We start from the raw sequence: 19,104 nt of genomic DNA, 5'->3' as shown, positions 1-19,104 counted from the left end.
CCCGTCCCGTCGCCGCGCAAGCTGCGGCGGGATTTTTTCTTCAGGGGTAGTAATGAAAGCATCACGCATCTTCCTGCGTTGGTCGGCGCTCGCCCTTTGCCTGGCCAGTGCCGCGGCGCCCGCACTGGCCGACACGCCGCTGCCGCAATTGCGCAAGCAGGGCACCACCACCCAATTGATCGTCGACGGCAAGCCCTTCCTGCTGCTGGGCGGCGAACTGCATAACTCCTCGGCTTCCAACCTCGATTACCTGAACGGCGTGTGGCCGCTGCTCAAATCGGCCGAGCTGAATACCGTCATCGCGCCCGTTGAGTGGGACCAGATCGAGCCGAGGGAAGGCCACTCCGATTTCACGGTGCTGGACGGCATGCTGAAGCAGGCGCGCGAGCACAATATGCGCATCGTGCTGCTGTGGTTTGGCGCGTGGAAGAATTCGATGTCCAGCTATGCACCGGCCTGGGTCAAGCACGATGACCAGCGCTTCCCACGTGCGCGCAACCGCGCCGGCGAGCCGCAGGACATCCTCACGCCATTCAGCGATAAGCTGCTGGCGTCCGACAAGGCCGCGTTCTCGGCCCTGCTGCGCCACCTGAAGGATGTGGACGGCCAGCGCACCGTGCTCATGGTGCAGGTCGAAAACGAGATCGGCATGCTGCCGGACGTGCGGGACTTCGGCCCGCTGGCCAATGCGGCGCTGAAGCAGCAGGTGCCGGCGCAGCTCACGGCCTACCTGAAGGCGCACCGCGAGTCGCTCAATCCTTACGTGAAGTCGCTGTGGGAAGCGCAGGGGGCGCGCAGCAGCGGCACCTGGGCCGAGGTGTTCGGCACGTCGGTGGAAGCGGAGGAAGTGTTCCAGGCCTGGCATTACGCGCAGTTCACCAATGCGCTGACGGCGGCAGGCAAGGCGGCCTATGGCTTGCCCATGTATGTGAACGTGGCGCTGAACCGGCCTGGCAAGAAGCCGGGCGAGTATCCGAGCGCCGGTCCGCTGCCGCACCTGTTCGATATCTGGAAGGCGGGCGCGCCGGTGGTGGACTTCATCGGCATCGATACCTACTTCCCCAACTATGTGGAATGGGCGCGCAAGTTCAAGCGTCCGGATAACCCGCTGTTCGTGCCGGAAGCGAATTATGCGGGCCGTCCGGATATCGGCGCCAACGCCTTCTTCTCGATCGGCGAGCTGGATGCGATCGGTTATTCGCCGTTCGGCATCGATGGCCCGAAAGACTACAGCAAGGACACGCTGCCCGCCGCCTTCCGCGTGCTGAAGCAGCTCTCGCCGCTGATCCTGTCCGCCCAGGGCAAGGGCCAGATGCGCGGCTTCAAGGCGCCGGCGACGTATGAGGGCAAGGTCGACGCGCGGCCTCAGGTCGCCCGTCTGGGCGCTTACTCCATCGAGGTGAGCTTCAATGCGCCGTGGGAGAAGGAGCTGAAAGAATCAGAAGCCGACGTGCGCGGCGGGCTGGTAATCCAGACTGGAGAGAACGAGTTCATCGTCGCCGGTCGCGGCATCGTGACCGTCTTCAAGGATGCTGATGGCAACGCGGCCGTGGGCATCGAGAAGCTGGGCGAAGGAAGCTTCATTGATGGCAAATGGAAGGAGGGCCGCTGGCTGAATGGCGACGAGAGCCACCAGGGCCGCCACGTGCAGATGCCGGCAGACAGCTTCGGCATCCAGAAGGTCACGCTCTACAAGTTCAGGTAAGCCCCTTGAACTGCTTCCGGTAGGCCGATGGCGAAGTGCGCAAGGCCGACCGGAAGTGCTGGCGTAGCGAGAGTGCCGTGCCGAAGCCCGCTTCCTGGGCGATCACTTCGATGGATGCCTCGCTTTGCTCCAGCAGGCGCTGGGCGTGCGCCACGCGCTGGTTCAGCAGCCATTGCTTGAACGACGTGCCCGTCGCCTGGCGGAAGTGACGGGTGAAATTGCGGCGGCTCATGGCGGCGCGCTCGGCCAGCGCGTCCAGGCTGTGTTCGTGTTGAAGGTGGTGGGCGACCCAGTCCAGCACCTGGGCGAAGCGGTTGTCGCTGCCGCTTACTGGGACGGGGCGTTCGATGAATTGCGCCTGGCCGCCTTCGCGGTGCGGCGCCACCAGCATGCGGCGTGCGGCGCTGTTGGCCGCTTCCGCGCCGCTCAGCTGGCGCAGCACATGCAGGCAGCAATCGAGGCCGGCGGCCACGCCGCCTGAGGTCAGCACATCTCCTTCGTCCACATACAGCACTTCGCGGTCCACGGTGACGGCGGGGTGGCGCCTTGCCAGTTCGTCGGCGGATTCCCAGTGCGTGGTGGCGGTCTTGCCGTCCAAGAGGCCCGCTTCGGCCAGGGGGAAGGCGCCCAGGCAGAGGCCGACGACGCGCGCGCCGCGGCTGTGTGCAGCGCGCAGTGCATCCAGCAGGGCGGGCGGGGCAGGGCGGCAGTCGTCGTGCCAGGAGGGCAGGATGACCAGGTGCGCGCCCTCCAGTGCTTCCAGGCCGTGCGCGGTCGTAATGTCGAATCCTGCCGTGGTCCGTAGCGGCGGCGGATCGGCGGCGCACACGGTCACTTCGTACAGTCGGCCAAAAACCAGGCTGGGTACGGAAAGATGGAACGGCGTGATGCCGTCGAAAGCGATGACGGCGACTTTGTAGCCTTGGCAGGTGGGGAAGGTGGCGGTCATGGCCCGATTATATCGAATATAGTCCTGCGGGCCGCTGTCGGGCTTCGGCGCCCGGCGCGAGAATGCATTCACCAATTCATTCTTAAGGAGCCTCACATGCCAAACCGCGCCCTGATCGTCATCGATGTGCAGAACGAATACTTCACCGGCCAGATGAAGATCGCTTATCCGCCGGTCTCCGCTACGCTGCCGAACATCACTACCGCCATGCGCGCCGCGAAGGCGGCCGGGATTCCGATCGTGGTCGTGCGCCACGATGCGCCGCAGGCCTCGCCGATCTTTGCGCAGGGGGCGCAGAGCTGGCAGCTGCATCCGGAGGTCGCAGCTTTGCCGGCGGATCTGCTGCTGCCCAAGTCCAGGGCCAGCGCCTTCGAAGGGACGGCATTGCGTGAATGGCTTGCGGCACGCGGCGTCGATACGATTACGGTGGTGGGCTATATGACGCATAACTGCTGCGCAGCGACGATCTATCAGGCAGGTGATCTGAGGGCGGAGTTTTTGGCGGACGCGGCCGGCTCGCCGTCGTATGAGAATGAGGCGGGGAAGGTGAGCGCGGAGGAGATCCATCGCACCTACTGCACGATCTTCCATTCGAATTTTGCGGCGGTGGCGAGCACGGAGGCGTGGCTGGCGGCGGTGCAGGAGGGGAGGGCGCTGGAGACGGATAATATCTATCTGTCGGTGCGGCGGGCTGCCTGAAAACCCAAGGCAAATGCTGGTGGCTGCCACGGCGTGGCAGCCACCCGGCACGCGGCGTCGACCAGGTGGCTGCCACATCGTGGCTGCCACCAGCTTTTCAGGTTCAAAAAAAAAACCGCCCGGAAGGGCGGTCTTTTCATCGGGAAGCAAAGATCACTTGATCTTGGTTTCCTTGTAGGTCACGTGCTTGCGGGCTTTAGGATCGAACTTCATGATCTCCATCTTGCCAGGCATCGTGCGCTTGTTCTTGGTGGTGGTGTAGAAGTGACCGGTACCTGCGGTCGATTCCAGCTTGATTTTGTCGCGGCCAGTTTTTGCCATGATAGCTCCCTATTAAACTTTTTCGCCGCGGGCACGCATGTCGGCCAGAACGGCGTCGATGCCGACCTTGTCGATTACGCGCAGACCGGCGTTGGACAGACGCAGGGAGACCCAGCGGTTTTCAGATTCAACAAAAATACGGCGATTCTGCAGGTTAGGCAGAAAACGACGTTTGGTTTTGTTGTTTGCGTGGGAAACGTTGTTGCCGACCATCGGCTTCTTCCCGGTAACTTGGCAAACACGTGCCATAGCGCACTCCTTGAGTAAATTCCGAAATTGGAAAAAACAAGAGTATATAGAAAAAACTTAGCTTTTTCAATTACTTGCGAAAAACAATTGTGTCACACAAAAGAGTGAAATTTAACATTTTAGATTCCTCAGATTTGACCATGTTCGGCGAAGGAGTGAACGCGGTGGCCGGCGACGACAAAGTGGTCGAGAATGCGGATATCCACCAGGGCCAGCGCCTGCGCCAAAGCCCGTGTCAGCAGGAGATCCGACTCGCTGGGGTCGGGATTGCCGGAGGGGTGGTTATGAGCCAGCATGACGGCCGCCGCATTGCGGGCCAGCGCCTCGCGCACCACTTCGCGCGGATAAACGCTGGTATGTGTCAGCGTCCCGCGAAACAATTCGCAGGCTTCGATCAGGCGATTCCTGACGTCCAAAAACAACACGTGGAAGGATTCATATGGCCGTCCGGCCATTGAAAGCTGCAGATATTCCTTGACGGCGTCCGGTGAACTGAGGGCTGGCCCGCCTGCAGCTGTTCGCCGATCGCGCGCCGCGCCAGCTCCAGCACGGCCTGCAGCTGTGCGTACTTTGCGGCGCCCAAACCCGGAACGGCGCAGAATTCGGGCAGGCTCGCCCGGAACAGGCCCTGAAGGGAACCGAAATTCCGCACCATTTCGCCCGCCAGCTCCACCGCATTTTTTCCCCGCACGCCTACGCGCAGGAAGATGGCCAGCAGTTCCGCGTCGGACAGGGCGCGGGCGCCTTCCCGGATCAACCGTTCACGCGGACGCTGATCCTGCGGCCAGTCGGAAATACCCATGTCGGACCTCCCAATGCCGGGCAGTCCGGCGTGAAGCTCATATTATTAACTTTTTAATAGCATTGCCCTTTGATTAATGTCAGTCCCGCCGGGAAACGCGCAGTGGAAGGCACTCTGGCTTACAATATCGGTTTGCTTGTACAAAGAATTGCCATGTCCAACGTTGTTACTGCTTCGGCTTACCTTACCTTGCACTACCGTCTCGCCACGCTGGACGGGACGGATATCGTGTCAACTTTCGACGGGAATCCCGCCACGCTGATGCTGGGCCAGGGCCAGCTTGCGCCGCACCTGGAAGCATTGCTGATCGGCCTGCCGGAAGGCACGCATAAAGTCTTCGAACTGGAAGCGGAGCAGGGCTTCGGCCCGCGCAATCCGGACCTGATCCAGGCGGTTTCGCTCGCTACACTGGAAGAGAACTCGGTGCCGGGCAACGAATACAAGGTGGGCGACCTGGTGGACTTCGCGGCGCCGGGCGGCGGCCGCTTTGCCGGCGTGCTGCGCGAACTGCGCGACGATTCGGCCATCTTCGACTTCAATCATCCGCTGGCAGGCCAGCCGGTGAAGTTCGAAGTGAACCTCATTTCTGTGCTGTAAAGGACCATGGAAAAAGAAATTCTCCTCGCTCAGCCCCGCGGCTTCTGCGCCGGCGTGGACCGCGCCATCGAAATCGTCGAGCGCGCGCTGAAGCAGTTTGGCGCACCCATCTACGTGCGTCACGAGATCGTGCATAACGCCTATGTGGTCGCGGACCTGCGCGCCAAGGGCGCCATCTTCATCGAGGAACTCGACGATGTCCCGGCCGGCAATACGCTGGTGTTCTCGGCCCACGGCGTTTCCAGGGCTGTGCGCGCGGAAGCGGAAGCGCGCGGCCTGTCGATCTTCGACGCCACCTGCCCGTTGGTGACCAAGGTGCACGTGGAAGTGGCCAAGATGCGCAAGCAGGGCTGCGAGATCGTGATGATCGGCCACGACGGCCACCCGGAAGTGGAAGGCACGATGGGCCAGACCGAGGAGGGCATGTACCTGGTCGAAACCGTGGACGATGTGCAGAAGCTGCAGGTGAATAATCCGGACCAGCTGGCCTATGTTTCGCAGACCACGCTGTCGATCGACGACACGGCGGAAATCATCGATGCACTGAAACAGCGCTTCCCGAACATTATCGAACCAAAGAAGGGCGACATCTGCTACGCCACCACCAACCGCCAGGAAGCCGTGAAGTTCATGGCGCCGCAGGTGGAAGTGGTGATCGTGGTCGGCAGCCCGAACAGCTCGAACTCGAACCGCCTGCGCGAAGTGGCGGAGAAGAAGGGCACCCGGCCTATATGGTGGATAACGCTACCCAGATCGACCCCAGCTGGCTGGAAGGCAAACAGCGCGTGGGCGTGACCGCCGGCGCCTCGGCCCCGGAAGTGTTGGTGGAAGCGGTGATCGCGCGCCTGAAGGAACTGGGCGCGAAGAGCGTGCGTCCGCTGGACGGCGTGGAAGAAGCGGTGACCTTCCCCCTGCCCAAAGGCCTGGACGGGAACAAAACGGCAACGATGTAAATTAAATTCAGCATTTTCCGCATTTTCCGCGTTTAGTTTTTTCAAACCTTCGCTATTATTGCGAAGCTTGTAAAGTTGGATGCGGACCGGCACGCTTTTTGCGAGCAGGAGATGCGGCGCCAAACGACGGCACTGCGAGGGCCACCTCGGGTGCCGTTTTTATTACTGAATAAGGCAAATCACACCCGATGGATACCTTCATCCAACAAATTCTCAATGGCCTGGTCCTGGGCAGCATGTATGCGCTGGTCGCCCTCGGTTACACGATGGTGTACGGGGTCCTGAACCTGATCAACTTCGCCCACGGCGACGTGCTGATGATCGGCGCGATGATCGGTCTTTCGATCCTCAACCTGCTGGGCGTCTACGCTCCCGACCTGCCGGGCTATCTGAAGCTGGCTATCGCTATCCTCGGCGCCATCCCGGCCTGCATGATCGTCAACATCATCATCGAGCGCGTGGCTTACCGCCGCCTGCGCAATGCGCCCCGCCTGGCACCGCTGATCACGGCGATCGGCGTGTCCTACCTGCTGCAGACCTTCGCCATGATGATCTGGGGCCGCAACCCGCTGCCGTTCCCGCAGCTGCTGCCGACCGAACCGATCATGGTGGGCGGCGCGGTGATCAGCGTGACCCAGGTGCTGTTGCTGGTGCTGGCCGCGCTCTCGATGTTCGGCCTGGTGATGCTGGTCGAGAAGACCCGCATGGGCCGCGCAATGCGCGCCGTGGCCGAGAACCCGCGCGTCGCGGGCCTGATGGGCGTGGACTCCAACAGGATCATCGTCGCCACCTTCGCCATCGGCGCGGCGCTGGCCGGCGTGGCGGGCGTGATGTGGGGTGCGAACTATGCGTCCATCCAGTTCGCCATGGGCTTCGTGCCCGGCCTGAAGGCTTTCTCCGCCGCGGTGCTGGGCGGTATCGGCAATATCTACGGCGCCATGATCGGCGGCATCGTGCTGGGCATTATCGAATCGCTGGGCGCCGGCTATATCGGCGACCTGACCGGCGGCTTCCTCGGTTCCCCACTACCAGGACATCTTCGCCTTCATCGTGCTGATCCTGGTGCTGACGGTGCGTCCGTCCGGCATCATGGGCGAGCGCGTGGCGGACCGTGCGTAAAAGGACAAGAATATGGCACTCCTGACTTTCGACACTCAAAAAGATCCGAAGAAAGCATTTGCCAGCATGGCCGTCGTGCTGGCCGTGCTGCTGGTATTCCCGTTTGCCGCCGCACCGTTCGGCAATTCCTGGGTGCGCATCGCCGACCTGGCGCTGCTCTATATCATGCTGGCCGTGGGCCTGAACATCGTGGTCGGCTTCGCCGGCCTGCTGGACCTGGGCTATATCGCCTTTTATGCGCTGGGCGCCTACATGACGGGCCTGCTGGCGTCGCCGCAGTTTGCCACCGTCATCGAATCGCTGATCAACCTGAATCCGACACTGGGCGATGCGCTGGCGGCCGTGATGGGCGAGGAGATCCGCACCAACGGCATCCACCTGTCGGTGTGGTTCATCGTGCCGATGGCCGCTGCACTGGCGGGCGTGGCCGGTGCGCTGCTCGGTGCGCCGACCCTGAAGCTGCGCGGCGACTACCTGGCCATCGTGACCCTGGGCTTCGGTGAGATCATCCGCATCTTCATGAACAACCTGAACGACCCGATCAACATCACCAACGGTCCGCAGGGCATCAACCTGATCGACCCGATCAAGGTGTTCGGCGTGAACCTGGCCGGCGAAGCGGGTTCGCGCGCCACCGTGGTGGTGGGCGGCTTCTCCATGCCGTCCGTGAACGCCTACTACTTCCTGTTCCTGCTGCTGACGATTGCGACGGTGTTCATCACCACCCGCCTGCAGCATTCCCGCCTGGGCCGCGCCTGGGTGGCGATCCGCGAAGATGAAATCGCTGCGAAGGCGATGGGCATCAATACCCGCAACGTGAAGCTGCTGGCGTTCTCGATGGGCGCCACTTTCGGCGGCGTTGCCGGCTCGATGTTCGCCGCCTTCCAGGGCTTCGTGTCGCCGGAATCGTTCTCGCTGACCGAGTCGATCGCCGTGCTGGCGATGGTGGTGCTGGGCGGTATCGGCCATATCCCTGGCGTCGTGCTGGGCGGCGCGCTGCTGGCGGCGCTGCCGGAAATCCTGCGCCACGTGGTGGAGCCGCTGCAGGAGAAGCTGTTCGGCCACGTGGTCATCGAAGCGGAAGTGCTGCGCCAGTTGCTGTACGGCCTGGCCATGGTGCTGATCATGCTGAATCGCCCTGCGGGCCTGTGGCCTGCGCCCAGACGTGAGGGACCGCCCGGATTCCGATGCGGATACCAAGGGCCAATCGTCGGGCGTGATTGCAGCATGAAAGTGGTGGAGATGAGCGAACAAATCATTCTGAACATCGCCGGCGTGAACAAGCGTTTCGGCGGCCTGCAGGCACTGACCGATGTGGGCATCAAGATCCGCAAGGGCCAGATCTATGGGCTGATCGGTCCCAACGGCGCGGGCAAAACGACCTTCTTCAATGTGATCACCGGCCTGTATCAGCCGGATACCGGCACTTTCGAACTGGCGGGCAAGCCGTATTCGCCGTCCGCGCCGCATGCGGTGGCCAAGGCCGGCATTGCGCGCACCTTCCAGAACATCCGTCTGTTCGGCGAGATGACGGCGCTTGAGAACGTGATGGTGGGCCGCCATGTGCGCTCGCACCAGGGCGTGTTCGGCGCCGTGTTCCGCCACAAGGCGGCGCGCGAGGAAGAGGCTTCGATCCGCCACCGTGCGCAGGAGCTGCTGGACTTCGTGGGCATCGGCCAGTTTGCTTCGCGCACGTCGAAGTACCTGTCCTATGGCGATCAGCGCCGCCTGGAAATCGCGCGCGCACTGGCCACCGATCCGCAGCTGCTGGCGCTGGACGAACCGGCGGCCGGCATGAACGCGACCGAAAAGCTGGCGCTGCGCGAGCTGCTGGTGAAGATCAAGGCGGCCGGCATTACCGTGCTGCTGATCGAACACGATGTGAAGCTGATGATGGGCCTGTGCGACCGCATCTCCGTGCTGGAGTATGGCAAGTTGATCGCCGAAGGCGTGCCGGCTGAAATTCAAAGCAATAAGGCCGTGATCGAGGCCTACCTGGGAGGATCGCACTGATGGGTGCCAATGTTCTGAAGATTTCGGGCCTGAAGGTGGCCTATGGCGGCATCAAGGCAGTCAAGGGCATTGACCTGGAAGTGAATGAAGGCGAACTGGTTACGCTGATCGGCGCCAACGGCGCGGGCAAGACGACGACGCTGAAGGCGATCACGGGCACTCTGCCTTCGTGCAAGGTCGAGGGTACGATTTCCTACATGGGCAATTCGCTGAAGGGCGCACAGTCCTTCCACCTGGTCGAGAAGAAGCTGGCCATGGTGCCCGAGGGACGCGGCGTGTTCACGCGCATGACCATCACCGAGAACCTGATGATGGGCGCTTATACCCGCGACGACAAAGCGGGCATCGCGGCCGATATCGAGAAGTGGTTCTCCGTGTTCCCGCGCCTGAAGGAGCGCGCTGGGCAACTGGCGGGGACGTTGTCCGGCGGCGAGCAGCAGATGCTGGCCATGGCGCGAGCTCTGATGTGCCACCCGCATTTGCTGCTGCTGGATGAACCTTCGATGGGCCTGTCGCCGATCATGGTCGACAAGATCTTCGAGGTGATCCGCGATGTGCACAAGCAGGGGATTACCGTGCTGCTCGTCGAGCAGAATGCGAAGCTGGCGCTGGAGGCGGCGGACCGGGGGTATGTGATGGATTCGGGGGCGATTACCATGACCGGTAACGCCGACGATATGCTGCATGATCCGAGGGTGAAGGCTGCCTACCTGGGTGAGTAAAACCCACGGCGTAACCCTAGTGTCAGCCACATCGTGGCTGACACTTGCTTTGGGCCTCGGATTTTGTTTTAAGACATCAGCGCGGCGAAGCGTTCGATGTCCACATTACCGCCGCTGATCAACACCCCCACGCGCTTGCCGCGCAGCTGCTCCTTCATGGCGCGCGCGGCGGCGAAGCCGAGGCAGCCGGTCGGCTCCACCATGATCTTCATGCGCGAAGCGAAGAAGCGCATCGCTTCTACCAGCTGGGCGTCGGTCGCGGTCAGGATATCGTCCGCATCGCGCCTGATGATGGGGAAGGTGATGTTGCCGAGGTGCTGGGTCTGGGCGCCATCGGCGATGGTCTTCGGCGTGTCGATGTGCACGATCGAACCGCTGCGAAGGATTGCTGGCCGTCGTTGCCCGCTTCCGGTTCCACGCCGTACAGCTTGCACTTCGGCGACAGCGCGCGCGTGGCCAGTGCGCTGCCGGACAGCAGGCCGCCGCCGCCCAGCGGCAAAAAGAAGTAATCCAGCTCGCCCACTTCCTCGAACAACTCTTTCGCCGCCGTGCCCTGGCCGGCCAGCACGTCCGCATGGTCGTAGGGCGGGATCAGCGTGAGGCCGTGCTTCTGCGCCAGTTCGCGGCCGATCTGTTCGCGGTCTTCCTTGTAGCGGTCATAGATCACCACGTTGCCGCCATAGCCCTTGGTGGCGGCCACTTTCGCGGCGGGCGCGTCGTGCGGCATGATGATCGTCGCCGGGATGCCCATCAGCTTTGCCGACAGCGCGATCGCCTGGGCGTGATTGCCGGACGAGAAAGCGACCACGCCTGCCTTCTTCTGCTCCGGCGTGAACTTCGACAGCGCATTGAAGGCGCCGCGGAACTTGAAGGCGCCCATGCGCTGCAGGTTCTCGGCCTTGAAGAAGACTTCCGCGCCCAGTTCCTCGTTGGCGGTGCGCGAAGTCAGCACCGGCGTGCGGTGGGCGTGTCCTTCGATGCGGCCTGCGGCGGCCACCACGTCTGCATAAGTCGGTTCGGTCATTTGCTCTTCCTTTGTTTACCACGGCCAGCCAATGCTGGTGCCCGTGCCGTTTTCCAAGGCGCGCTGCATCAGCATGCGCGCCACCGTGAGGTCTTGCAGGGCAAGCCCCGTCATATCAAAAATCGTGATGTCCGACGCGAGCGCGTGGCTGCGCGCGTGCATGCCGTTGGCCAGCAGCACGCCCAGTTCGGCGGCCTGCGTGTCGGGCGCCCATTGCAGCTCGCCGATGGTGCGCGATTGCGTAAGATCGTCCGCCCAGATGCGGGCCAGCGGCAGCAGGCCTTCGGGCAACTCGCGCTTGCCTTGCGTATCGGCGCCCACTGCGTTGATGTGGGTGCCGGGCTGGATGTCGCGCGTCTCGAACAGCGGGGCGCGGGCCGGCGTGGCGGTGATGACGATGTCCGCCAGCGCGATGGCATCCGGCGCGGCGGGTGCGATATCGCAGCGGCCGGCGAATTGCGTTTCGAGTTCGGCCACGCGGCGGCCATCGGAGGCGGTGTAGCGGACTGACTTCAGCGAGGGCAGAGCGCGCAAGGCGTAGTCGATGTGGGCGGCCGCTTGCACGCCAGTGCCAAAGACGTGCAGGCGGGCGCTGTCGCGGCGGGCGAGGGACAGGAGGCCAAGCGCCCCGGCGGCGGCGGTGCGCGCCGTGGTGATGGCGTTGCCGTCGATGAGGCATTGCGGGCGGCCGGTCGCCTGGTCGAACAGCATGATGGTGGCCTGGTGCGCGTCCGCGCCGTGGCTGCGGTTGGCGGGCCAGAAGCCGGCGGCTTTGAAGCCGAGCAGCTTGTCGCTGGCGGCGCCGCCGGACTTGATGCCGAAGACTGCGCCGTCGGGCAGGAATTCGCGAACGACCGGGAAAACGTGGCCTTCGCGCGACGCATGCAGCAGGAAAGAGTCGCGCACGGCGGCCATCACGGCATCCGGCGTGAGCAGGGCGGCGGCCTGGTCGCGGTCGATCAGCAGGAGCTTGGCGTCATTTGGCATAGTTGTAGACCGTGGCGCGCGAAACGCCGAGATGGGAAGCGATGGTTTCCATGGAGCGGCGCATGTCGAGCAGGCCCGCCTCCTGCAGCTCGCGCATCAGCTGGCGGCGCTCGTCGGCCTTCAGCGCGCGCGGCGTGGTCGCATGGCGGGCGGCGAAGCGTTCGATGTGGTCGCGGATGGCGTCCGATCCGGCCGGCGGCGCCAGGGATTCATGCAGCACAGCGGCCGGATCGACATTGCTGAACTGGCCGAGCATGGCGTGCAGGCTGCGGAACAGAGTGAGGTCCACGTTCAGGCAAAGCGCTGCAATGTATTCCTGGTTGGCGTCCTTGATGCCGATGGACGTGCTCTTGGCGGGGCGGCCGTCCGGGAACTGGTTCGGGTAATTGGCCAGCACCTGGGCGAATTCAGGATCGGCGATGCGCGCCAGGCCCAGTTCCGTGGCCGGATCGCCCACCGCGCGGCCGGACAGGTTGTTGTGGATGGCCAGGATGGCGTGCTCGGGATCGAGCAAGTCGTGCAGCACCACTTCGCAGAAGGGCGCCAGGGTCTGGCCCAGGCCTTCGGCAACGTGGCGCATCTGCTGCAGCAGATGCTGTTGGTCGGTTGTACGCATTTATACAGATTATCTTGTTTTAGATAATATGTAAATTGCTTTCCGTCGCCCTCGGCTAAGACGTAATGACGCCACCTGGCGTGTACGCAGGAATTGATGGGGCGGGGGAGGTATGCCGGAAAAAGCAGCCCGGTCGAAACCGGGGCTGGGGAAGGACATCCGCTGGAGAGGAAACCACGGATGCCGAGGAGACCTAATACAGCGATGCTTCATGTTGCCGGCCCGTGCGGGCCGGCAGAGGAGTCAATTACTTCTTTACGGTTGCAGCCGAAGCGAATTGGTTCACTGCAGCGTTCACGTTGGCTTCCAGGGTTTCAGCAGCAGCCTTGGCGCTTTTGGTGAACTGCTCGTAGCCGGCGTTGGCGTTGTTCAGGGCGGACTTGAACAGGGCAACAGCGTTTTCGGTGCCGGCAGGGGCGTTCTTGCTCACTTCGTCAACCAGCGAGATCACTTTGCGGTTGGTTTCGGCGATTTGTACTTCAGCGGCCTTGCTGAATTCAGCGGTGGTGCCGGAAGCGATCGATGCCAGGTGACGGCCGTAAGCGATAGCTTTTTCGGCGGTCGGTTGAGCCTGGGCAGCGCTCAGGGTGAAGAATTCTTGAGGATCCTTGGCGGCCAGCAGTTGCTTGGCGGCCGCGGAGGACTCTTCCAGCGATGCCTTGGCGGCGGTCAGGTTCAGGTCAACAACCTTTTCCACGCCTTCGAAGGCTTTGTTGGTCAGCGAGGAAAACAGCGCGAACTGGCTCTCCAGGTTGGCTTTGGTCGCATTGGAAAATTGCTCAGGAATCGAAAACATTGGACTCTCCAGTTTAGAAATAGTCGTTGAAAGATGCTGCTCGGGTACTTCACAACATATTGTGCAACGCAACAAAGCCAATTATCCGGGTTAAAAAAACAAAGTCAAGCATTTTTTGTGCGTTGCACAAAGGTATCAACCCCTTGTATATAAAGGATTTCTGAGTGGAAATGGATGTTTAAGTGCTGCTGATTGGCTGCCTGCAAGCTGAGCAGCAAGATGTTAGACTGTTTCACCAATGTAATTATTTCCCGCCACCATGTCGCGCCACGCCACCTTCCTCTCGCCCGTACCTTTGTTTTTCGTGTTCTTGTGGAGCACGGGCTTCATCGTGGCGAAATTCGGGCTGCCGTATGCGCCGCCGCTGACCTTCCTGCTGCTGCGTTTTGCCGGCGTGCTGGCGCTGCTGGTCCCGGCCGTGCTGCTGCTGCGCGCGCCCTGGCCGGACAAGCCGTTGCACGTGGCCGTCGCCGGCGTCCTGCTGCAGGCCGGTTACCTGAGCGGCGTCTGGTGTGCGATCAAGATTGGCATGCCGGCCGGCCTGTCCGCCCTGATTGTAGGCATGCAGCCTATCCTGACCGCGTTTGCGGCGCCGCTGATTGGCGAAAAGGTGCGACCGCGCCAGTGGCTGGGCCTGGCCTTTGGACTGGCGGGAGTCACGCTGGTGGTTTATGCGAAGATCACGCTGGTTGGCCTCAGTTGGCAGGCGATCGCGCTGTGCGTGTTTGCGCTGCTGACGATCACGGTGGGAACCTTGTATCAAAAACATCACTGCCCAAGTTTCGACCTGCGCACCGGCACGGTGATCCAGTTTGGTGCGTCGGTGCTGGTGGTGCTGCCCTTTGCCTTCCTGCTGGAAGATGTGCACTCGGTGCAGTGGACGGCGAACTTCGTCGGCGCGCTGGCCTGGTCTGTGCTTGCGTTATCGATCGGCGCAATCTTCCTGCTGTTCACCCTGATCCGGCGCGGCAATGCGACCCAGGTTACCAGCCTGCTTTACCTGACGCCGCCAACCACGGCGATCATGGCCTGGCTGGCGTTTGGCGAAGCCCTGAACTGGATGGGCGTGGCCGGTATGGTATTGGCCGTTGTTGGGGTAGTATTTGTTGTCAAGAACCCAAAGTGAGCGAACCATGATTTCGACCCCCGACCAGCAAGCCGTCGACACCGCCATCACATCGCGCCGTTCGATCCGCGCCTTCCTGCCGCAGGAAGTGGCGCGCGAGGACATCGAAGCGATCCTGCAGGTAGCGGCGCGGGCGCCGTCCGGCACCAATACGCAGCCCTGGAAAGTCTATGTGCTGACCGGCGAGCGGCGCGAGCACTTGTCTTCGCGCATCCTGGCCGCATATGCCGATCCGGACCAGAACAAGCAGCACACCGAGGAATACGCCTACTACCCGCGCGAGTGGAAGTCGCCCTATATCGACCGCCGCCGCAAGGTGGGTTGGGACCTGTATTCGCTGCTTGGACTCACGCGGGAGAACAAGGTGGGCATGGCGGCGCAGCATGGCCGCAACTACACCTTCTTCGGCGCTCCAGTGGGCCTCATTTTCACGATTGACCGTATCATGGAACAAGGCTCGTGGCTGGACTACGGCATGTTCCTGCAAAACATCATGGTGGCGGCGCGCGGGCGGGGTTTGGACACTTGTCCGCAGGCCGCTTTCACGCAGTTCCACCGCATTATTGCGGACGAGCTGGAACTGCCGGAAAGCGAGACTGTGGTGTGCGGGATGTCGCTGGGTTATGCCGACCGTGGCAAGGTTGAAAATAGTCTTGTAACCGAGCGCGAGCCAGTGTCGAATTTTGTTAAATTTATGGAGTGAACAATCTTCCGTTGCACGACTGCCTCAGAGTGTGAATTGTGTACTATCACTATCTGAAACAAGGGGCTGAATTTGCTTGCACAAGCACGTGGTTTTGCTACACTGCAACAGTAATGGTTCAGATTCGTTTCCGGGGAAATTGCTATGAAGAAACTTGCTGTCAGCGCACTAATGACCGTACTTTGCGCCACAGTGTTGGCTGATACGGCAAGTGCTGCGGTGAAAAAGGCCGGCGTGCGCCGGCCGGCTGCCGAATCGGTGCAGCCCCGGGAACGGATGGTCAAGCGCGTGGTCAATGTCAAAGGCAAGCGCAAGGTCGTTTATCAGAAGGTCACTAATGTCGGCGATGCCGGCGGCCGTCCCACCATGGGCGACCTGGCCGGCCTGAACCTGGTGCGCGATCCGCTGGACCTCAAATCCAATGTGGCGCTGGTGCTGGATCAGGCCAATTCTGAAGTGCTGTTCGAAAAGAATGCCGGTGTGGCCTTGCCGATCGCGTCCATCACCAAGATGATGACTGGTCTCGTGGTGGTCGAAGCGAACCAGGACATGGAAGAAGTGCTCACCGTCACCGACGAAGACGTGGACCGCGAGAAATTCAGCAGCTCACGCCTGCGCGTGGGCGACCGCCTGACCCGCCGCAATATGCTGCATATCGCGCTGATGAGCTCGGAAAACCGCGCCGCGTCGGCGCTGGGACGCAGTTATCCGGGCGGCTTGTCCGCCTTCGTGCAGGCGATGAATGCCAAGGCGCAGGATCTGGGCATGAACGACACCCACTATGTCGATTCGAGCGGCCTGTCCAAGCTGAATGTGGCGAGCGCGCGCGACCTGGCCAAGCTGGTGCAGGCGGCGTATGAGCATCCTATGCTGCGTGAGTTTTCCACTGATCCGAAGGCAATGGTGGAGAAGAATGGACGTCTGGCCATGTTCGGCACGACCAACCGCCTGCTGGCGCCGAATTCGGGGTGGGAAATTGGCTTGCAGAAGACGGGTTTCATCAACGAAGCCGGCCGTTGCATGATCATGCAGGCGGTGGTTGAGGGACGCGCCGTGATTATGGTGCTGCTGGACGCCAAGGGGTCGGCGGCGCGCGCGGCGGATGCGACGCGCATGAAGAAGTGGTTGGCGGCGTTGAAGCCGGATTTCCCGGGCACGATCAGCGGCGCCAGCGGCGCGTCGCCATATTCCGCGGCAGGCATGTAAGCGGCGGCGCATGCGCGCCGCAAATAATCGAAAACGACCAACACAGGCGTAGGGCGGATCATTGATCCGCCGTGCGTGATCACTCCGTGGCGGTCGCCGTATAACCCAACGTCGCCGAAATCTGGTTCGCGGTATTAACCAGATCCTCCAGCCAATCCTCCTGCAACCGGTCCGCCGGCGCCGAAATCGACAGGCCCGCCACCAGCTTTCCAGAATCGTCCCGAATGCCTGCCGCCATGCAGCGCACGCCCAGTTCCAGTTCCTCATTGTCACGCGCATAGCCCCGCGCGCGGACCAGGCTCAGCTCGCGTTCGAGGCGGGCCAGGTCGGTGATGGAATTCTTGTTGTGGCCGGCCAGCCCGGTGCGGGTGGCATAGGCGCGGATGGCTTTCGGTTCATCGACCGACAGGAACAGCTTGCCGGTGGAAGTCAGGTGCAGCGGCCCGCGGCCGCCGATGGCGCGCACGACCTGCATGCCGGAGCGCTCGGAAAACGCGCGATCGATATAAACGATTTCGTCGCCCTGGCGGACGGACAGGTTGATGGTCTGCTGGGTCTTCTTGTGCAGCGAGCGCATGAAGTCCAGCGCCGCTTCGCGCACGGAGAGGCGGCTTTTCACCACGTTGCCCAGCTCCAGCAGGCGCATGCCGAGGCGGTAGGTACCGGGCTCGATGCGGTCGACGAAGCGGGTCAGCACCAGATCGTTGAGGATGCGGTGGGCGGTGGAAGGGTGCAGTCCGGAGACTTTCGACAATTCCTTCAGGCTGACAGGGTCAGGATACTTGGCAAGGGCGTCCAGCAGGGCCACCATGCGTTCGATCACCTGGATGGTTGTCTTTTGCTCCGGGGGAGGGAACAGGTTCGATTTTCATGATGTGGTTGGTGCAGTGCAGTATGTCTGCTCTCTTTATACCATGATGTGAAAAAAATGGGAAATCTACCGTGCGCGTGCGGCTATAATGGCGCGTTGATTTACGAATGAACCGTTATCGCATGGAACAGCCAGTCAGCGAATTCAAGAGCAAAAGCGGCCTGAAGCGCGTCCTCTCCGCGTTTTTCTACTCGGTGGACGGTTTCAAGTCCGCCTGGCGCAATGAGCACGCCTTCCGCCAGGAGCTGACCTTGTTCGTCCCTGCTGGCGTGATTGCCATGCTGCTGCCGATTTCGGCCTTCCAGAAGCTGGCGCTGATCGCGGTGCTTATTTTCGTCCTGATCGTCGAACTTATTAACTCGGCAATCGAGGCTGTGGTTGACCGGGTTTCCCTGGAAAGACATCCTCTGTCCAAAAATGCCAAGGATTTCGGCAGTGCAGCAGTCCTGCTCAGCTGCGTGCTGGCCGGCGCCACTTGGGCGGTAGTGCTGTTCAACCGCTTCTGGTAGCGCATATTACATCGCGGTATATAAAACTGAGAAAGTATTCGTTCGTAATCTAAGCCCGGGCGGTTAATCTGGCGTCTCCAAACACAAGGGGGAATACAGATGCTGTCCAAGAAACTGATTGCTGCCGCTGCACTTTTCGCCAGCACCGCCATTGCCCACGCGGCCGATATTACGCTACTGAACGTCTCCTACGACCCCACCCGCGAGCTCTACGCGGATGTGAACGCTGCCTTCGCCAAGGACTGGAAGGCCAAGACCGGCGACAACGTCAAGATCAAGCAGTCCCACGGTGGTTCCGGCAAGCAGGCGCGCGCCGTGATCGACGGCCTGGAAGCCGATGTGGTGACCCTGGCCCTGGCCTACGACATCGATGCAGTGGCTGAAAAAGGCTTGCTGCACAGGGACTGGCAGAAGCGCCTGGGCCTGAACGCTTCCCCTTACAGTTCGACCATCGTGTTCCTGGTGCGAAAGGGCAACCCCAAGGGCATCAAGGACTGGGGCGACCTCGTCAAGCCAGGCGTGGCCGTGATCACGCCGAATCCGAAGACTTCCGGCGGCGCCCGCTGGAACCACCTGGCAGCCTACGGTTACGCACTGCGCCAGCCGGGCGGCAGCGATGCGACGGCCCGTGAATACCTGAAGAAACTGTACAAGAACGTGCCGGTGCTCGATTCCGGCGCGCGCGGCGCCACCACGACCTTCGTCGAGCGCGGCATTGGCGACGTGCTGATCGCCTGGGAAAACGAGGCGCTGCTGGCGATCAAGGAACTGGGTCCGGACAAGGTTGAAATCGTGGCGCCATCCGTTTCCATCCTGGCTGAGCCGCCCGTGGCGGTAGTCGACAAGGTGGTAGATAAGCGCGGCACCCGCAAAGTGGCCGAGGCTTACCTGAACTTCCTGTACACCGACCAGGCGCAGGAACTGATCGCCAAAAATTACTACCGCCCGGGTGTGGAAAAGGAAGCGAAGAAGTATGCCTCCCAGTTCCCGAACGTGAAGCTGTTCAAGCTGGCTGATGTGGCAGGCGACTGGACCAAGGCCCAGAAGACGCACTTCGCCGACGGCGGCGTGTTCGACCAGATCTACCAGCCGGGCGGCAAGCTCGCCGGCAAGTAATTACGCCAAAGGGGAGGGCGT

18 protein-coding genes and 5 pseudogenes are annotated in these 19,104 nt (G+C 62.0%); 13 read left to right on the top strand and 10 right to left on the bottom strand.

The features are described from left to right. The first annotated feature begins 52 nt into the window (after positions 1 to 52). Positions 53 to 1,705, top strand: a complete 1,653-nt coding sequence (locus ACHMW6_RS27790) for a DUF5597 domain-containing protein (RefSeq protein WP_395401768.1) — start codon at positions 53 to 55, stop codon at positions 1,703 to 1,705. On the opposite strand, the gene ACHMW6_RS27785 is transcribed toward ACHMW6_RS27790, so the two are convergent. Next, the gene (locus ACHMW6_RS27785) at positions 1,698 to 2,654 is read right to left on the bottom strand and encodes a GlxA family transcriptional regulator (RefSeq protein WP_395401766.1); all 957 of its coding nucleotides are present in this window, start codon (positions 2,652 to 2,654) and stop codon (positions 1,698 to 1,700) included. The two genes, ACHMW6_RS27790 and ACHMW6_RS27785, sit on opposite strands and share 8 nt — an antisense overlap. 96 nt (positions 2,655 to 2,750) lie before the next feature. Here ACHMW6_RS27785 and ACHMW6_RS27780 point away from each other — a divergent pair, with 96 nt between their 5' ends. Continuing rightward, positions 2,751 to 3,353 carry a cysteine hydrolase family protein gene (locus tag ACHMW6_RS27780; RefSeq protein ID WP_395401764.1) on the top strand — a complete coding sequence of 201 codons (603 nt, stop codon included), beginning with the start codon at positions 2,751 to 2,753 and terminating at the stop codon, positions 3,351 to 3,353. Positions 3,354 to 3,506: 153 nt separating this feature from the next. On the opposite strand, the gene rpmG is transcribed toward ACHMW6_RS27780, so the two are convergent. The 4 genes and pseudogenes from rpmG to ACHMW6_RS27760 all read right to left on the bottom strand — a co-directional run. Next, complete coding sequence (gene rpmG / locus ACHMW6_RS27775) at positions 3,507 to 3,674, bottom strand: 50S ribosomal protein L33 (RefSeq protein ID WP_050411857.1); 168 nt, start codon at positions 3,672 to 3,674, stop codon at positions 3,507 to 3,509. Between the two features lie 12 nt (positions 3,675 to 3,686). After that, positions 3,687 to 3,923 (bottom strand): 50S ribosomal protein L28, encoded by a 237-nt coding sequence (gene rpmB / locus ACHMW6_RS27770; protein ID WP_008451488.1) that lies wholly within the window; start codon positions 3,921 to 3,923, stop codon positions 3,687 to 3,689. Between the two features lie 128 nt (positions 3,924 to 4,051). Further along, positions 4,052 to 4,522 (bottom strand): DNA repair protein RadC, encoded by a 471-nt coding sequence (gene radC, locus ACHMW6_RS27765; RefSeq protein WP_395408727.1) that lies wholly within the window; start codon positions 4,520 to 4,522, stop codon positions 4,052 to 4,054. Positions 4,523 to 4,545: 23 nt separating this feature from the next. Then, positions 4,546 to 4,725: pseudogene (locus ACHMW6_RS27760) on the bottom strand (UPF0758 domain-containing protein); the annotation flags it as partial. Positions 4,726 to 4,878: 153 nt separating this feature from the next. Between ACHMW6_RS27760 and ACHMW6_RS27755 the strand changes: the two are divergent. The 6 genes and pseudogenes from ACHMW6_RS27755 (at position 4,879) to ACHMW6_RS27730 (ending at position 10,129) form a co-directional block, all read left to right on the top strand. Continuing rightward, positions 4,879 to 5,322 (top strand): peptidylprolyl isomerase, encoded by a 444-nt coding sequence (locus ACHMW6_RS27755; RefSeq protein ID WP_395401760.1) that lies wholly within the window; start codon positions 4,879 to 4,881, stop codon positions 5,320 to 5,322. A gap of 6 nt (positions 5,323 to 5,328) precedes the next feature. Beyond that, positions 5,329 to 6,275, top strand: a pseudogene (gene ispH / locus ACHMW6_RS27750) (4-hydroxy-3-methylbut-2-enyl diphosphate reductase). Between the two features lie 188 nt (positions 6,276 to 6,463). Then, positions 6,464 to 7,394, top strand: a pseudogene (locus tag ACHMW6_RS27745) (branched-chain amino acid ABC transporter permease). Between the two features lie 12 nt (positions 7,395 to 7,406). After that, positions 7,407 to 8,625 (top strand): annotated as a pseudogene (locus tag ACHMW6_RS27740) (ABC transporter ATP-binding protein). A gap of 11 nt (positions 8,626 to 8,636) precedes the next feature. Further along, a complete protein-coding gene (locus tag ACHMW6_RS27735) occupies positions 8,637 to 9,407 on the top strand; it encodes an ABC transporter ATP-binding protein (RefSeq protein WP_395401758.1) in 771 nt (256 codons plus the stop codon). Continuing rightward, positions 9,407 to 10,129, top strand: a complete 723-nt coding sequence (locus tag ACHMW6_RS27730) for an ABC transporter ATP-binding protein (protein ID WP_395401756.1) — start codon at positions 9,407 to 9,409, stop codon at positions 10,127 to 10,129. Before ACHMW6_RS27735 ends, ACHMW6_RS27730 begins: the two co-directional genes overlap by 1 nt. Positions 10,130 to 10,197: 68 nt before the next feature. Here the strand turns inward: ACHMW6_RS27730 and ACHMW6_RS27725 are convergent. From ACHMW6_RS27725 to phaP, 4 genes and pseudogenes are all read right to left on the bottom strand, one after another. Beyond that, positions 10,198 to 11,153 (bottom strand): annotated as a pseudogene (locus ACHMW6_RS27725) (threo-3-hydroxy-L-aspartate ammonia-lyase). Between the two features lie 15 nt (positions 11,154 to 11,168). After that, on the bottom strand, positions 11,169 to 12,140 hold the full coding sequence (locus ACHMW6_RS27720; RefSeq protein ID WP_395401754.1) for an ornithine cyclodeaminase family protein: 972 nt from the start codon (positions 12,138 to 12,140) through the stop codon (positions 11,169 to 11,171). Beyond that, positions 12,130 to 12,756 carry a transcriptional regulator gene (locus ACHMW6_RS27715; RefSeq protein WP_395401752.1) on the bottom strand — a complete coding sequence of 209 codons (627 nt, stop codon included), beginning with the start codon at positions 12,754 to 12,756 and terminating at the stop codon, positions 12,130 to 12,132. Before ACHMW6_RS27715 ends, ACHMW6_RS27720 begins: the two co-directional genes overlap by 11 nt. A 247-nt stretch (positions 12,757 to 13,003) precedes the next feature. Then, positions 13,004 to 13,552, bottom strand: coding sequence for a TIGR01841 family phasin (gene phaP, locus ACHMW6_RS27710; protein WP_395401750.1), 549 nt, complete (start codon positions 13,550 to 13,552; stop codon positions 13,004 to 13,006). 259 nt (positions 13,553 to 13,811) lie between these two features. Here phaP and ACHMW6_RS27705 point away from each other — a divergent pair, with 259 nt between their 5' ends. From ACHMW6_RS27705 to ACHMW6_RS27695, 3 genes are all read left to right on the top strand, one after another. Next, positions 13,812 to 14,678, top strand: coding sequence for a DMT family transporter (locus ACHMW6_RS27705; protein ID WP_395401748.1), 867 nt, complete (start codon positions 13,812 to 13,814; stop codon positions 14,676 to 14,678). 7 nt (positions 14,679 to 14,685) lie between these two features. Continuing rightward, positions 14,686 to 15,381 carry a nitroreductase gene (locus ACHMW6_RS27700; protein ID WP_395401746.1) on the top strand — a complete coding sequence of 232 codons (696 nt, stop codon included), beginning with the start codon at positions 14,686 to 14,688 and terminating at the stop codon, positions 15,379 to 15,381. A gap of 144 nt (positions 15,382 to 15,525) precedes the next feature. Then, positions 15,526 to 16,587 carry a serine hydrolase gene (locus ACHMW6_RS27695; protein WP_395401744.1) on the top strand — a complete coding sequence of 354 codons (1,062 nt, stop codon included), beginning with the start codon at positions 15,526 to 15,528 and terminating at the stop codon, positions 16,585 to 16,587. A gap of 79 nt (positions 16,588 to 16,666) precedes the next feature. Here ACHMW6_RS27695 and ACHMW6_RS27690 read toward each other — a convergent pair whose 3' ends face one another. Continuing rightward, complete coding sequence (locus tag ACHMW6_RS27690; protein WP_395401742.1) at positions 16,667 to 17,398, bottom strand: IclR family transcriptional regulator; 732 nt, start codon at positions 17,396 to 17,398, stop codon at positions 16,667 to 16,669. Positions 17,399 to 17,565: 167 nt separating this feature from the next. Here ACHMW6_RS27690 and ACHMW6_RS27685 point away from each other — a divergent pair, with 167 nt between their 5' ends. Next, positions 17,566 to 17,967 (top strand): diacylglycerol kinase, encoded by a 402-nt coding sequence (locus ACHMW6_RS27685; protein ID WP_395401740.1) that lies wholly within the window; start codon positions 17,566 to 17,568, stop codon positions 17,965 to 17,967. 99 nt (positions 17,968 to 18,066) lie between these two features. After that, positions 18,067 to 19,083, top strand: coding sequence for a sulfate ABC transporter substrate-binding protein (locus ACHMW6_RS27680; protein ID WP_395401738.1), 1,017 nt, complete (start codon positions 18,067 to 18,069; stop codon positions 19,081 to 19,083). The last annotated feature ends 21 nt before the right edge of the window (positions 19,084 to 19,104 follow it).

This window comes from Pseudoduganella sp. UC29_106, from assembly GCF_044055365.1.
Lineage (GTDB): Bacteria > Pseudomonadota > Gammaproteobacteria > Burkholderiales > Burkholderiaceae_D > Rugamonas.
The sequence above is the reverse complement of the archived record's forward strand: the minus strand, read 5'-3'. Positions and strand labels throughout refer to the sequence as shown.

Excerpts from the sequence above, each read along its gene's own strand:
- ACHMW6_RS27735 (WP_395401758.1), top strand. The coding sequence starts at position 8,637 with ATGAGCGAACAAATCATTCTGAACATCGCCGGCGTGAACAAGCGTTTC.
- ACHMW6_RS27690 (WP_395401742.1), bottom strand. The coding sequence starts at position 17,398 with ATGGTGGCCCTGCTGGACGCCCTTGCCAAGTATCCTGACCCTGTCAGC.
- ACHMW6_RS27700 (WP_395401746.1), top strand. The coding sequence starts at position 14,686 with ATGATTTCGACCCCCGACCAGCAAGCCGTCGACACCGCCATCACATCG.
- ACHMW6_RS27785 (WP_395401766.1), bottom strand. The coding sequence starts at position 2,654 with ATGACCGCCACCTTCCCCACCTGCCAAGGCTACAAAGTCGCCGTCATC.
- ACHMW6_RS27695 (WP_395401744.1), top strand. The coding sequence starts at position 15,526 with ATGAAGAAACTTGCTGTCAGCGCACTAATGACCGTACTTTGCGCCACA.
- ACHMW6_RS27680 (WP_395401738.1), top strand. The coding sequence starts at position 18,067 with ATGCTGTCCAAGAAACTGATTGCTGCCGCTGCACTTTTCGCCAGCACC.
- ACHMW6_RS27790 (WP_395401768.1), top strand. The coding sequence starts at position 53 with ATGAAAGCATCACGCATCTTCCTGCGTTGGTCGGCGCTCGCCCTTTGC.
- phaP (WP_395401750.1), bottom strand. The coding sequence starts at position 13,552 with ATGTTTTCGATTCCTGAGCAATTTTCCAATGCGACCAAAGCCAACCTG.
- ACHMW6_RS27755 (WP_395401760.1), top strand. The coding sequence starts at position 4,879 with ATGTCCAACGTTGTTACTGCTTCGGCTTACCTTACCTTGCACTACCGT.
- ACHMW6_RS27705 (WP_395401748.1), top strand. The coding sequence starts at position 13,812 with ATGTCGCGCCACGCCACCTTCCTCTCGCCCGTACCTTTGTTTTTCGTG.
- ACHMW6_RS27730 (WP_395401756.1), top strand. The coding sequence starts at position 9,407 with ATGGGTGCCAATGTTCTGAAGATTTCGGGCCTGAAGGTGGCCTATGGC.
- ACHMW6_RS27685 (WP_395401740.1), top strand. The coding sequence starts at position 17,566 with ATGAACCGTTATCGCATGGAACAGCCAGTCAGCGAATTCAAGAGCAAA.
- rpmG (WP_050411857.1), bottom strand. The coding sequence starts at position 3,674 with ATGGCAAAAACTGGCCGCGACAAAATCAAGCTGGAATCGACCGCAGGT.
- ACHMW6_RS27715 (WP_395401752.1), bottom strand. The coding sequence starts at position 12,756 with ATGCGTACAACCGACCAACAGCATCTGCTGCAGCAGATGCGCCACGTT.
- rpmB (WP_008451488.1), bottom strand. The coding sequence starts at position 3,923 with ATGGCACGTGTTTGCCAAGTTACCGGGAAGAAGCCGATGGTCGGCAAC.
- ACHMW6_RS27720 (WP_395401754.1), bottom strand. The coding sequence starts at position 12,140 with ATGCCAAATGACGCCAAGCTCCTGCTGATCGACCGCGACCAGGCCGCC.
- ACHMW6_RS27780 (WP_395401764.1), top strand. The coding sequence starts at position 2,751 with ATGCCAAACCGCGCCCTGATCGTCATCGATGTGCAGAACGAATACTTC.